14 protein-coding genes are annotated in these 13246 nt (G+C 64.9%); 1 reads left to right on the plus strand and 13 read right to left on the minus strand.

What is annotated here, in order from left to right; genetic code table 11:
- Positions 1–23: 23 nt before the first annotated feature.
- The 9 genes from FKZ61_RS12505 to FKZ61_RS12545 form a co-directional block, all read right to left on the minus strand.
- Positions 24–767 (minus strand): glycerophosphodiester phosphodiesterase, encoded by a 744-nt coding sequence (locus FKZ61_RS12505; protein ID WP_170199633.1) that lies wholly within the window; start codon positions 765–767, stop codon positions 24–26.
- Positions 768–771: 4 nt separating this feature from the next.
- On the minus strand, positions 772–1449 hold the full coding sequence (locus FKZ61_RS12510; RefSeq protein ID WP_141610459.1) for a restriction endonuclease: 678 nt from the start codon (positions 1447–1449) through the stop codon (positions 772–774).
- A 119-nt stretch (positions 1450–1568) separates the two neighbouring features.
- Positions 1569–1970: a metal-sulfur cluster assembly factor gene (locus FKZ61_RS12515; RefSeq protein WP_141610460.1), complete on the minus strand. Its 402-nt coding sequence runs from the start codon at positions 1968–1970 to the stop codon at positions 1569–1571.
- Between the two features lie 51 nt (positions 1971–2021).
- Positions 2022–2432: a methylmalonyl-CoA epimerase gene (gene mce / locus FKZ61_RS12520; protein ID WP_141610461.1), complete on the minus strand. Its 411-nt coding sequence runs from the start codon at positions 2430–2432 to the stop codon at positions 2022–2024.
- A 2-nt stretch (positions 2433–2434) separates the two neighbouring features.
- Complete coding sequence (locus tag FKZ61_RS12525; protein ID WP_141610462.1) at positions 2435–4135, minus strand: acyl-CoA mutase large subunit family protein; 1701 nt, start codon at positions 4133–4135, stop codon at positions 2435–2437.
- An 8-nt stretch (positions 4136–4143) separates the two neighbouring features.
- Entirely contained in the window at positions 4144–4773 is a 630-nt protein-coding gene (gene recR, locus FKZ61_RS12530; RefSeq protein WP_141610463.1) for a recombination mediator RecR, read from the minus strand.
- A 34-nt stretch (positions 4774–4807) separates the two neighbouring features.
- Positions 4808–5188: a YbaB/EbfC family nucleoid-associated protein gene (locus tag FKZ61_RS12535; protein ID WP_141610464.1), complete on the minus strand. Its 381-nt coding sequence runs from the start codon at positions 5186–5188 to the stop codon at positions 4808–4810.
- 36 nt (positions 5189–5224) lie between these two features.
- Positions 5225–6850 (minus strand): DNA polymerase III subunit gamma/tau, encoded by a 1626-nt coding sequence (gene dnaX, locus FKZ61_RS12540; RefSeq protein WP_141610465.1) that lies wholly within the window; start codon positions 6848–6850, stop codon positions 5225–5227.
- A 5-nt stretch (positions 6851–6855) separates the two neighbouring features.
- Positions 6856–8181 carry an epoxyqueuosine reductase gene (locus tag FKZ61_RS12545; protein WP_141610466.1) on the minus strand — a complete coding sequence of 442 codons (1326 nt, stop codon included), beginning with the start codon at positions 8179–8181 and terminating at the stop codon, positions 6856–6858.
- Between the two features lie 198 nt (positions 8182–8379).
- Between FKZ61_RS12545 and FKZ61_RS12550 the strand changes: the two genes are divergently transcribed.
- Positions 8380–9363, plus strand: coding sequence for a hypothetical protein (locus FKZ61_RS12550; RefSeq protein ID WP_141610467.1), 984 nt, complete (start codon positions 8380–8382; stop codon positions 9361–9363).
- Positions 9364–9460: 97 nt separating this feature from the next.
- Here the strand turns inward: FKZ61_RS12550 and FKZ61_RS12555 are convergent, their stop codons facing one another.
- The 4 genes from FKZ61_RS12555 to FKZ61_RS12570 all read right to left on the minus strand — a co-directional run bounded on the left by FKZ61_RS12555 (position 9461) and on the right by FKZ61_RS12570 (position 13190).
- Complete coding sequence (locus FKZ61_RS12555) at positions 9461–9901, minus strand: diacylglycerol kinase family protein (RefSeq protein WP_211358535.1); 441 nt, start codon at positions 9899–9901, stop codon at positions 9461–9463.
- 4 nt (positions 9902–9905) lie between these two features.
- A complete protein-coding gene (gene ybeY, locus FKZ61_RS12560; protein WP_170199635.1) occupies positions 9906–10433 on the minus strand; it encodes an rRNA maturation RNase YbeY in 528 nt (175 codons plus the stop codon).
- Between the two features lie 10 nt (positions 10434–10443).
- Complete coding sequence (locus tag FKZ61_RS12565; protein ID WP_141610470.1) at positions 10444–12648, minus strand: HD family phosphohydrolase; 2205 nt, start codon at positions 12646–12648, stop codon at positions 10444–10446.
- An 89-nt stretch (positions 12649–12737) separates the two neighbouring features.
- The gene (locus FKZ61_RS12570) at positions 12738–13190 is read right to left on the minus strand and encodes a GatB/YqeY domain-containing protein (RefSeq protein WP_141610471.1); all 453 of its coding nucleotides are present in this window, start codon (positions 13188–13190) and stop codon (positions 12738–12740) included.
- Between the last annotated feature and the right edge of the window lie 56 nt (positions 13191–13246).

The following is a 13246-nucleotide window of genomic DNA, read 5'->3' on the forward strand; positions in this document are numbered from 1 at the left end:
GGTTCCTCCCTTGGGGCCAGCCCTTACGCCGCCGCCCGCAATCCCGCCCGAATCTGATCCGGCACGTCGGTGATGATGCTGTCCACCCCCAGGGCAGCCAGACGGCGGGCCTCCGCCACGTCGTTGACCGTCCAGACGTTGACGGCACAGCCGTGGGCACGGGCATGCTCCATGGTGCCTTCGTTGACCAGGCTGAAGTGGGGATGGAGCGCTTCGGGCCGGATGATAGGGCTGAGCCAGGCCTGCTGCAGGTAGGGGGGCAACTCTCGGCCGTAGAGCAGCCCCAGGCGCACCCGGGCATCGCTCCAGCGCATTTTGATCAGGGAGATGGGGTTGAAGGACGAGACGATCACCTGGTCGTAGAGATTGCGCTGGCGGATCAGGGCGGCCAGCAGATCCACCTCATCGCCGCCCATGGGATCCAGGCTTTTGATCTCCACGTTGATCAGGCAGCGGTCGCCCACCAGATCCAGGACGTCGTCCAGGAGGGGAATGCCGGTGCCGGCAAAGGCGGGGTTGAAGTGGCTGCCCGCGTCCATGCGGGCCAGCTCGGCAGCGGTGAACTCCCGCACCCGTCCATGCGCGCCGGTCGTTTTGTCCACCTCGAAGTCATGGATGACCACCAGCCGCCCGTCCTTGCTGCACTGGACGTCTAGCTCGATGCCGTCGCTGCCCAGCTCCAGGGCCCGGGCAAAGGCCGGCAGGGTGTTTTCGGGTGCCGCCGCGCTGGCACCCCGGTGGGCGAAAATGAGGGGAAGATGGGCCATTGGTTCACCTCTCAAGGCTTGCTGGAGAAGCAGGGATGGAAACCGGTTCGGCCTGGGCCAGCCGAACCAACAGGGGGCCATCGATGAGGCCGATGGGCTTGCCCGCGGCCCACCGGCGGGCCGCTTCGCTGACCTGACCGGTCGTGACCAGGTAGGCCTGGGCGGCGCCGGCGTGGATCATGGTGCCGTACAGATCCCGCACCACCGCCTCGCCCACGGTACCCCGATAGCGCTTACACTGGACAACGGCCTGACGGCCTCGTTCGTCGAAGACCAGGATATCGATCCCACCATCGCGCACATCCGGCGTGTTGTGGACCCGGTAACCCTGGCGGGCAAAGATACGCTGGGCCACGTACTCTTCGAATTCCGAGGGCGAGAGGCGCTGGAGCTGTTCCAGATTGAGGGCCGGCCAGGCCGTGGAACGCCAGCGCGCCCGCCACCGTTGCAACGTCGTCCGCCAGCCCAGGGCGATGGCCACCCCCAGGCCGATGCAGCCCAGCATCAGCGCCAGGTTGAGCCGGTTCGCCAGGGGAAAGCGGTCGTGCCAAAGGTGCCAGCCGATCCAGCCGTAGAGCCCACACCAGAGTAGGGTTCCGGCCACCAGGGCGGCAGTCTGACTGTACAGTTGATCCGGGGGACGCCATTGGGGAGGCCGGAAGTCATAGCTCACGGATGCCATGAAGCATTCGACGTTGACAGGATGGGGTGCGTCCCCCGCGGGACTCAGGGGAGATTTCCTGCTGCCGCCGCTTTTTTTAGAGGAGACGCACCAAACCGGATGATTGGGACAATGGAGCTTCAGAGGCCCAAGAGGCGGCGAATCAGGCCTTTTTTCTTGGGCGGCGGGGGAGGAGGCAGCTCAATGGCCAGCTCCGGCTCCGGTTCTGGCTCCTCCAGCAGGCCCAATTCCCGCTGGAGTTCTTCGGTCATGGCCGCGGGCGTCCACATGGGTTCCCAGACGATGTTGACCTGGACCGCGCTGGCTCCTTTGCTCCGCAGGGTCTGTTCCACGTTTTCGATGATCTGGGGGCCCATGGGGCAATGGGGCGTGGTCAGGGTCATGGTCACCACCACCCCGTTGCCCTCATCCACCTGAATGTCGTAGACCAATCCCAGGTCGACGATGTTCTGGTAGATCTCGGGATCGATGACCGCCTTCAAGTACTCGCGGCACAGCTCTGGGGTTAGTTGGTTCTCCATGTCAGCTCCTTATGGCTCAACCCCTGTGGGGTTCAGACAGCCATGCCCCTGCTAATGGGCGTGGCTGTCTTTCTGCAACAATTCGATCATCACGCCGTGGGCGGCCTTGGGGTGGACGAAGGCCACCAGCCCGTGGACGCCACGGCGGGGCGTTTCGTCGATCAGGCGCAGGCCCCGTTCCTGCAGGGTCTTCAGGGCCGCCTCAATGTCATCCACCTCATAGCAGACGTGATGGGTGCCCTCCCCCCGATTGGCCAGAAAGCGGGCGGTGCCGCTGGTCGTATCCGTCGGGGCGATCAGTTCGATGGTACTGTTGCCACCATCCAGAAAGGCTGCCTCCACCAGCTGTTCGGGGATGGAGACCCGGCTGAGGAGGGTGAAACCCAACTGCTGGCAGTAGGTCTGGATGCTGGCCTCCAGGTCGTGGACCACGATGCCCACATGGTCGAGTCTGCGAAACATGGTCAGATCCAGCTTTCCGGGGTGTATTCGCCGAAGACCCGGCGCAGGGCGTCACAAATTTCGCCCAGGGTGGCGTAGCATTCCACCGCCTCGATCAGGAGAGGCATCAGGAGGGCTTCCGGCTGCCGGGCCGCGGCCTCGATCCGCTGCAGGATGGCCTGGACGCGGCCATTGTCCCGGCGCTGCCGAAGGTCGGCCAGGGCCTGGATCTGGGCTTCCCGGACGCTTTCATCCACCCGCAGCAGTTCATCCAACGGGGGCTCGTCCGTCTGGAATCGGTTGACGCCCACCACCACCTGGTCGCCTGCCTCGATGGCCCGCTGGGTTCGATAGGCGGCCTCCTGGATCTCTCGCTGAATGAAACCTTCCTCCACGGCCTGCAGGGCGCCGCCCAGTTCGTCGATGCGCTGGATGTAGGCAGTGGCCTGGCGTTCAATCTCGTCGGTGAGCCACTCGATGTAGTAGGCCCCGCCCAGGGGATCCACCGTGTCGGCTACGCCGCTTTCGTAGGCGATGATCTGTTGGGTGCGGAGCGCGATCTCCACGGCCTTTTCGGTGGGCAGAGCCAGGGCCTCGTCCTTGCTGTTGGTATGCAGGCTCTGGGTGCCGCCCAGGACCGCGGCCAGGGCCTGGATGGTGACCCGGACGATGTTGTTGTCCGGCTGCTGGGCCGTCAGGGTGCTGCCGCCGGTCTGGGTGTGGAAGCGCAGTCGCCAGCTGTCCGGGTTTTGGGCGCCGAAGCGCTCCCGCATGATGCGGGCCCACAGCCGCCGGGCCGCCCGGAACTTGGCGATCTCCTCCAGGAAGTTGTTGTGGGCGTTGAAGAAGAAGCTGAGCTGCCGGGCAAAGCTGTCCACGTTGAGGCCGGCCCGGATGGCCTGCTTCACGTACTCGATGCCGTTGGCCAGGGTGAAGGCCACCTCCTGGACGGCGGTGCTGCCCGCCTCTCGAATGTGATAGCCGCTGATGGAAATGGTGTTCCACTTGGGCACGTGGGCGGCGCAGAAACGGAAGATGTCCGTGATCAGGCGCATGGACGGGGCAGGGGGGAAGATGTAGGTGCCCCGGGCGATGTACTCCTTGAGGATATCGTTCTGGACGGTGCCCCGCAGTTGATTCAGGGAGACGCCCTGCTTTTTGGCCACGGCGATGACCATGGCCAGCAGGATGGCGGCCGGTGCGTTGATGGTCATGCTGATGCTGACCCGGTCCAGGGGGATGCCATCCAGCAGGGTTTCCATGTCCTGCAGGCTGCTGATGGAGACGCCCACCTTGCCCACTTCCCCCTCGGCGAAGTCGTGGTCCGCGTCGTAGCCGATCTGGGTGGGCAGGTCAAAGGCCACCGAAAGACCGGTCTGCCCCTGCTCGATCAGGTATTTGTAGCGCCGGTTGCTTTCCTGGGCCGTGCCGAAGCCCGCGTACTGGCGCATGGTCCAAAGACGCCCCCGATACATGTTGGGCTGCACGCCCCGGGTGTAGGGGTATTCGCCGGGGAAGCCAAGCCGTTCCAGGTAGTATGCCGCGGTGGCTTCGTCGTGCAGCCCCAGGTCGTCCGGCGTGTAGAGGGGCTGGACCTCGATATCGTCGCTGCTGGTGGTGAAACGGGCCCGCCGTTCCGGGTAGCGCTGAAGTTGCGGGGCGAGGACCGTCTCCTGCCATGCTTTTTTCAGGGTCTGGAGTTTGGCCGGTTTTGTGTCAATCATAGCCCCCCCTAAATTTCGCTGCGGCCGGCCAGGGCACGTCCCAGGGTCACTTCGTCTGCGTACTCCAGGTCGCCGCCCATGGGCAGGCCCCGGGCCAGCCGGGTGACCCGGATGCCCAGGGGCTTGATCAGGCGAGCGATGTACATGGCCGTGGCCTCCCCTTCCAGGTTGGGGTTGGTGGCCAGAAGAACTTCCCGGATGGGCACCCTTCCTTCTCCTTCGGCGCCCGTGGAGCTCGCCTGGATGCGGGCCAGCAGCTCCGCGATCTTGAGATCGTCCGGGCCGACCCCTTCCACCGGGGAGATGGCGCCGTGAAGGACGTGGTAGACGCCGTGGTATTCCCGAGTGCGCTCAATGGCCTGCACGTCCAGGGGCTCTTCCACAATGCAGATCAGGGCATGATCCCGCTGGGGATCGGCGCAGATGGCGCAGGGATCCCGGTCTGCGATGTTGAAGCAGACGCTGCAGAAGAGGGTGTTGGCCTTCAGCTCCTGCAAGGCCTGGGCCAGGTTGAGCGCAATGGATTCATCGCTGCGCAGCAGGAAATAGGTCAGGCGGCTGGCCGTCTTGGGACCGATCCCCGGCAGCTGGCTGAAGGCGTCGATCAACTTGGTGATGGGCTCGGCTAGTGGCTGCATATGTGTGGCGCGCCCAAAGGGCTCTCCGTTGATCTCAAAGACCCAACCCCGGCGGCAAACCCAGCCCGCCGGTCAGTCCCCCCATGCGTTCTTCCTGGAGATCCTGGGCCTTCTGGAGGACATCGTTGACGGCGGTCAGGATCAGGTCCTGCAACATCTCCACATCGTCGGCGTTCACTACCTCCGGATTGATGGTCACGGACCGCAGCCGGGGCTCGCCGGTGGCTACGATGGTAACCGCGCCGCCGCCCACGCTCACGGTGAATTCTTCCTCCTGGAGGGCGGCCTGGGTCTTTTCCATCTCCTCCTGCAGCTTCTGCATCTGGGCCATCAGGTTGCCGAGACCACCACCGCCCATCCCTGGGATGCCGCCGCGGGAGGGACGGGGCCCGCTATGTTTGCGCTTTTTGGCCATGCTTTGCTCCTTTGGATCGAATTGACGAGTCTGTCCCTATTCTACCACTTCTGCGCCCAGATCGTTGATGGCGTACTCCACCAGTGGATCCAGGGTGTCGCCGGCGTCTGCTGCGTCTCCGCTTTGGCCAGCGGACAGGCTCAGGGACAGGCGTGCCTGTTCTCCCATCTGACACTCCACCTGGACGGGGCGCCCCAGGTATTCTGAGAAAATGCGGCTGACCTTCTGCAGGGTATCCGGCCGGGCCACCATGTCCCGGGCAAACTGGTTGTTGCCGAAGGCCAGGGCCACCCCCTGTTCCGCGATGGCGATGTCCCGCACCGAGTTGAGCGCGGCCTGGATTTGAAAGCCACACTGCTCGCGGATCACCGACAGGAATTCTCGCCAGCGTGCCCGCAGCCGCTTGACCGCGTCCGGATCGGCCACCGGGGCCTGGGGCGCCGCTTCGGCAGCCGACTCGGTGGCCGGCGCGGGTTTCGCGCTTTCCGGCGCGGCTTCTGTAGGGCTGGCCGCGGCGCGGGCCGGCGTCTCGGCTGGCCGTTGGGGGGGCACGTCCGCCGGGGCGGCTGCCACAGGCGGCCCCTCCACCATTTCAATGAAGGCCAGCTCCAGGGGAAGCTGGGGTTGGAAACTTCCTTTTAGCTCGGGCAGGGCCTGGCTGAGCCGCTTCACCGCGAAGAGGGTCAGGGGGCGGGAAAGTTGCCGGGCCTGCTGCTGCATGCGCCGGATCATCTCCTGGGGAAGGTCGCTCAGCAGTGCCGGCTCGTCTGCCATCTGCAGGAGCATCACCCCCCGCAGGTGCTCGATGACCTGCTGGGTGAACTCGGTCAGGCTGGCGCCTTCAGTCACCAGCTGCTGGATCAACTTCAGGCCGGCGCGCACGTCCTTCGCCGCCAGCGCGTCCACCAGTTGGGCCACGGCTTCGGTGTTCACGGCCCCCAGGGCCTGTTGAACCTGGGCCAGGGTGACGGTGTGGACGCCCGTGCTGAGCATCTGGTCCAGCAGGCTCACCGCGTCCCGCATACAGCCCTGCGCGCTGCGGGCAATGGCCAGCAGCGCCTCGTCCTCGGCCTCAAAGCCTTCGGCCTCCACGATGTGCCGCAGGTGGCCGGCAATCTCCGGCGCGGGGATGCGGCGGAAGTCGAACCGCTGGCAGCGGCTCAGGACCGTGGCCGGGATCTTGTGGGGCTCGGTGGTGGCCAGGACAAAGCGGACGTGGGGGGGCGGCTCCTCCAGCGTCTTGAGCAGGGCGTTGAAGGCGCTGACGCTGAGCATGTGGACTTCGTCGATGATGTAGATTTTGTAGCGGCCTTCGCTGGGACGAAAGCCCACTTTGTCCCGCAGTTCCCGGATGTCGTCCACGCTGTTGTTGCTGGCGGCGTCGATCTCGATGAGATCGATCATCCGGCCCTCGTTGATGGCGACGCAGGTGGGACAGCGGTTGCAGGGGCGTTCGCTTTCTGCCGGCGCCGTGCAGTTGAGGGCCTTGGCCAGGATGCGCGCGGTGGAGGTTTTGCCCGTGCCCCGGGGACCGGAGAACAGGTAGGCATGAGCCACCCGCCCATCCCGCAGCGCGTTGCGCAGGGTTTGGGTGACGTGTTCCTGCCCGACCACTTCTTCGAATGTCTGGCTACGCCACTTGCGGTAAAGTGCCTGTGACATGTTGTCTAGTGTAACACTGGCGACAGGCCGTCGGCAAGTGATGGGGTGGACAGGGCCAGGTGGATCTCTTCCTGAACCCAGGGATCGGCCTCGGTCTCCAGCGCGGCTGCCAGGAGGGAGCGGGCCTGGCTGTGGGGGTGCCGGGCGGCGATGCGGCCCAGGGCCCAGGCCGCGTGCCCCCGGGGGAGGGGCTCTGGATCCTGTAGGGCCTGGCCCAGCGCGGGGATGGCTTCGACCGCGCCCCAGTTGCCCAGCGCTACGCAGACGTTGCGCAACATGCCGGCCCGCCCCGCCCGCAGGATCGGCGAGTGGCGGAAGTGTTCGGCAAAGGCCGCTGGCTGTAGCCAGTAGGGGGTCTCCGCCGCGAAGCCTTCCAGCAGGGGCGGCGCGATGCGATCGGCGTGGGCCTCCAGCCCCTTCAGCAACGGCGTCTGTCGGGAGAGGCGGCGGTTCCAGGGGCACACTTCCTGGCAGATGTCGCAGCCGAAGATGCGATTGCCGAATCGGGCGCGCAGGGCCCGCGGGATCGGCCCCCGGGCTTCAATGGTCCAGTAGGAGATGCAGCGTTGGGGATCCAGGTGATAGGGCCCCACGAAGGCTGCCGTCGGGCAGGCATCCAGACAGCGGGTGCAACGTCCGCAGGTAGCCACGACGGAGCGCTCCGGGGTCTCTGGTGGGGATAGGTACCAGCGGCCGTAGACCTGGTCCGGGGGCAGGCCGGCCATCACCGCCTGGGCAGTGGGCTCGTGGGGAGGCAGGGCCTGCGGTGGCGGGTCGTAGGTCAGGCGTTCAGGAATCAGCAGGGTGGCCAGAAAGAGCCAGCTGCCATCGCGGGGGTGGATCAGGCAGCAGTTTTTGCCCATGAAGCCCACCCCGGCCTGTTGGGCCCAATCCCGTTCCAGGACCGGCCCGGTGTCCACCAGGGCTTTGCCCAGGCTGGCGCGGCCTGTTTGGGTTCGGATGAAGGCATCCAGTTCGTATAGCAGTGGGCGCATGATCTCGTGGTAGTCATCGCCCCAGGCGTAGGAGGCGATGATGCCCCGGCTGGGATCGTCCCGCAGGGAGGGTGGCAAGTCGAACTGGTAGTAGTTGACCGTCAGGACCAGCATGGTCTGGAAGGGGGGCGTTTTGGGGGAGGCCAGCAGGGCAGGTTGGCGCCGCTTCTCCTGGTGGCGCTCCAGATAGGTCATCTCGCCGGCCCGACCTGCTGCCAGCCAGGCCTCGAAGAAATCCGCATGGGGGGCAGTTTGGACGGGCAGCGCCCGGCAGTCGTCGAAGCCCAAGCGGCGGGCTTCCCGTTTGATGGCCTGGGTCAGAGAGTCAGTGGGCATGGTTCACAGGAGGCAGAGGGGAGACCAAAAATTCGATTGTACGCCCCATCCTTTTATGATAGAATAGCCACGTACAGCTGGTTTTGCTGCCTTGTACACCCCTTTCTTACCCACACCTTGTTCGTTCTTTCTTTCACGCGCAGTGGAGGACCAATCCAAACGGAGGAAAAACCACAAATGCAAAAAGGAGATCATCTCATGCGAAGCGGGCGATTGAGTCTTTTGGCGTTGCTTGCGGTGGCTCTGCTGGTGTTGGCCGGCTGTGGTCCCCGGGCCACCGGGGGGCGTCTGGCAGCGGCAGCCAGCCCGGATCAGGTGGTCATCGATCTGCCGGCCCTGGTGATCGACATTGACAGCAGTGGTCAGCCCAGCGTGGGGGGGACTCCCCTGGCCCAGTTGGGTAGCCTGGTCAACCAGGACCTGGCCGCATTCACGGTCCCGGCCGAATGGGTCGATTACCTGGTGGCCAGCAATATTCAACATATCCAGATCGATAATACGGCCGATGGCCTGCTGATCCTGGTCAATGGTGAGCCCATCCCCTCCATTGCGTGGGATGGGGAAAAGCTGGTGGCCACGGCGGAAGCCCTGGAAACCTTTGGCGCTGGCGTTGCCCTGCTGGACAAGCTGCTCCCCATGATTCGCAACCTGGGCATCGGCGTGATTGTGCGCTTCCCCGTGCCCCAGGGTGAAGAGATCATTCCCCTGGTTGTGGAAGACAGCGAAGCCGCAGCCGCAGCCCGAGCTGCCCAGGAGGAGTTCCTGTCGGCTGTGGGATCTCCGCCCACCTTCCAGCTGGTGGTCAACTATGCCGCCGACGGCACCTGGAACCTGGGGGATCTCAGCGAGGCGGATCTGCGGCAGTTGGCGCCCATGCCCTGGGAGATGTTGAACCTGCCCCCCGCCCTGATCCAGGCGGCCAGTGGGGCCGGCATCCAGGAAATCGGGCTGGCCACCAACAGCGACGGCATCTTCATCTCCCTCAACGGCAAGACGTTGCCCTACATCACCTGGGCTGATGGCCGGGTGAACCACATGCTGGAGCTGGCCGGCCAGTTGGGGCTCCTGGAGGGGATTTTGGGCCCGGATCCCAGCAACATGGAAGTGATGATGGATACCGTCCAAAGCCTGTTGCCGGCGGTGCAGGCCTCCAACGTCAGCATCAAGGTGGTCTTCCCGTAAAGTGAATCTGCACTTATCCAGGTGTGTCCCCCTGGGGGGATGGCCCCCCGTACCCGCCAGGGGACGCACCTGGCTCCAGGGAAACGTCTGGTCACCCTCAACCGGCCAGGAGCGCCCAGAGCCGGGGGCCGAACAGAAAACCGGCAACGCCCAGGCTGGCCATCACCGCAATCAACAGGGCGCCGGCAGCAGCGTCCTTGGCAATCCGGGCCAGGGGATGGTATTGGGGCGACACCAGGTCCACCACCGTTTCCACTGCCGTGTTCATGGCCTCCAGGGCCAGGATCAGCCCGAAGGTCAACGTCAGCAGGGCCCACTCCACCAGGCGGATGCGGAACCATACGCCGGCGATGACCACGACCACCACAGCCGCCACCTCGATCCACGCATTGGGCTGGGTACGCAGGGTGTAGCGGACGCCAGCCACTGCCGCCTGTAGACTCTGCCAGCGCCCCTGCAGGAAGCTCCCCACAGCTGGATCTACCCTGACAGCCGCCAGGGTTCCCTCCTGTTGGCGGCGATTTTGGGATGTCCTCAAGGCCTCAGCCTCCACTTTCCATCTCGTCATAGCGTGCCCCCAGATCCTTCTCTCCCAGCAGGGCCAACACTGCCCGCTGGGCTGCCCACATGGCCGCCTTTTCCTCGGGCGTGCCGTGGTCGTAGCCCAACAGGTGCAGTGTACCGTGGACCGTCAGCAGGCGCAATTCAGAGCCCAGGGGTGTCTGATAGTGGGCGGCCTGCCGGGCCGCGTAGGGGAGGGCGATGACAATATCGCCCAAATAGTGGGCCAGCTCTGAAGCCAGCTCTGGGGGGAGCGCCAGCCCATCTTCCTCTCCCTGGCTGGGAAAGCTCAGCACATCGGTCGGCGCGTCCACGCCCCGGAAGGTCCGGTTTAGTTCCTGGATCACCTCGTCCCCGGTGATGACCAGGGTCAGGCTGGCCGTGGCCACCCCCTCATGCTGCAGGGTGGCCTGGACGGCTGCCGTCAGGTCTTCCGGATCTACCTGCCCGGCATAGGGCTCGTCGACCTGGACCTCAATCTGATAAGCTGGATCGGCGGGGTGGTTCATGGGCAGATGGTCAGATGCTGGCGGGCTCTTCCACGCCGCCGGTGCGGGACAGGCGTGTGCCTGATGGGGTGGGCGACCCGCTGCGGGGTTCTTCTTCCCGGTGGCCATTTCCCCCGGCAGGGGCAGTTTCGGGCGTTGGCGCAGCGGCTTTCTGCACGTTTTCCGGATACTTGATCCGCGGGTGGTGGACCCCCTGGAGCACGTGGAGGAAGACTTCTTTGATGGTGTTCAATTCCTTGAAGGTGAGGTTGCAGTGATCCAGTTCCCCATCGGCCACCCGCTCGTCGATGAGGCGGTTGACCAGTTGGGCCAACTCCTCCCGGTTGGCCGGGCGCATGGCCCGCACCGCCGCCTCGCACGTGTCGGCCAGCAGCAGGATGGCCGTCTCCTTGCTGCGGGGGCTGGGGCCAGGGTAGCGGAAATCTTCCTCCCGGACCGGCTCGCCTTCGGCCTGTTTCTGGGCCTGGATGTAAAAATACTGAACCAGGGAGCGGCCGTGATGTTCCCGGATGAAGTCCTGGATCCGTTCCGGCAGATGATATTTACGGGCCAGATCCAGGCCATCCGCCACGTGGCTGATGATGATCTGCGCGCTGGTCAGCGGATCCAGCTTGTCGTGGGGGGAGCTGCCGTCCATGATGTTTTCGGCGAAGAAGTAGGGGCGCACCGTTTTGCCGATGTCATGGTAATAGGCGCCGACCCGGGCCAGGAAGGCATCCGCGCCGATGGCCGCTGCCGCTCGTTCCGCCAGGTTGCTGACGATGATGGTGTGGTGATAGGTGCCCGACGCTTTCAGGAGCAACTGGCGTAGGAGCGGATGGGTGGGGCGGCTCAGCTCCGTCAGCTGGAGGCTGGTGGCAATGCCGAACAAGTTGCCCAACACAAAGTAGCCGATCAGGGCCACGCTGGCGGAAAGCCCCCCATTGAGCAGGACGATGAGATGCAGCTGGAGCAACTTGGGGACAGTGAAATCGGTGAACGGCGCCCGGTAGGAGGCCAGCGCCAGCAAATTGCAGCCCACCACAGCCATGCCAGCCCACAGGAAGGCGGACAGCCGCTCCGCCCGGCCCAAAATGACAGCGCCCAACAGGGACCCGGTACACAGGTAGGTGATCAGGGGGACGTTGTTGGGGCTCAGGTAGTGGACCACCAGGGCCATGGCCATGGTGACGACGACGGCCACCTGAACGTCGAGGAGCACGGCCAGCAGCATGCTCAGCGCCGCCAGGGGATAGAGGTAGGGCAGCCAGTCGTGGGGAACGATCATGAATTTGGCGGCGAGTAGCCCCACGGTCACCACCACCACCACAATGGCCAGTTCTTGCTGATGGCGCAGGGTCCGGGGGCGTAGTCGGTAGAGGGTGGCGCCGGTCACCGTCATCAGCGCCACGGTGAAGAAGATAGCTCGGGCGGTGACCCACCAGTTCCACTCGCTCTGAATCAGGCCGATCTGGGTCAGGGCTTCCACCTGCTCCGGCGTGGCGATGTCGCCGGCCCGCACGATGATCTCGTTGCGCTCCAGGGTCACCTGCTGGACGGGCACCTCGCTGCGGGCTTTGGCCCGCAATTCCTCTGTGCGAGCCTGGTTGAAGAGGCTGTTGGGGCGGATCAGCGCCTTGACCAGCTCGGCCACAATTGTGCTGGCCTCTTCACTCAGTTCGGCGCTCACCAGGGCCGGTACGCGCCGCCGGGCAATGGTCACCGTGTTTTCCCGGATCTCCTCCCGCATGATCCGGTCCAGGGTGCGGGGGACATCCGCCACAATGGCCTGCCACTCCTCCGGCGAAGCTTCCAGGATCGCCAGGGCCAGCTCGGGCGTCAGATCCAGGTCGGCAATGGCCAGCAGGTAGTCGATCTGGAGCTCTGGCGAGGCGTAGGGATCGCTGCGGACGATGGTGATGAAGTCCAGGATCTCCCGGCTGCGTTCCACCTGCTGGCGTCGGACCCGGCCGTCGGGCGTGTCGTATTGGTCGGGGACACTCTGGGCGGCCCGTTCTCGTGCCCGTTCGGTCAACACCTGGCTTTCATAGGTGATCTGGCGGGGCGCGACCACATCGTGGGGCGCCACTTCGCCCACCTGCAGCTGTAGCTGGACGCCGAAGGGGATCTGCCAGGAAAGCAGGCCCACCAGCAAAATGGCCACAGAGCTGATCAGCAGGGCCGTGATGAAAATATCAAGCCATTGACCTGAACGTGCCTTGAGGCTCGCAAGCATTGTGGGTTCCTTATGGGCAAAGGGGCTCAGGCGATCTGCTCGTCGCCGGTTGGCCCCTTTGCCGCTCCACAGGGCATTTCGGGCCGGCGTCAAAGCAGGCGGCGGACCACCTGGCTCACCCGCTTGCCATCTGCCTGGCCCCGCACCCGTTCCATCAGCGTCGACATGACGCGCCCCATATCCCGGGCGGAGGTAGCGCCCACCTCCTGGATCACCTGGCGGGCCAGGGCTTCGATCTCTTCGTCGGAGAGTTGCCTGGGCAGATATTTCTCCAGCACAGCCAGTTCCGCCCGCTCTTTGGCGGCCAGCTCCTGGGCGCCCAGTCGTTCATATTCGGCTGCGGCCTCCCGGCGTCGTTTGGCCTCTCGCTGTAAAATGGCCAGGATTTGCCCTTCATCCACGGTGTGGGCGTCGCCGCTTTTGCTCTCTTCGGTGATGGCGGTCTTAACCGCCCGCAGCGCCAGCTTGGCCACTTCGTCCTTCTCGCGCATGGCCTGCCGCAGGTCGGTGTCAATGCGTTCCATCAAACTCTGTTCACTCATATCCTCGATCCCTGGTAAATCCGGCAGAAATTCGCCGATAGTTTCCACTAGAGGTG

This window comes from Litorilinea aerophila (assembly GCF_006569185.2).
Lineage (GTDB): Bacteria > Chloroflexota > Anaerolineae > Caldilineales > Caldilineaceae > Litorilinea > Litorilinea aerophila.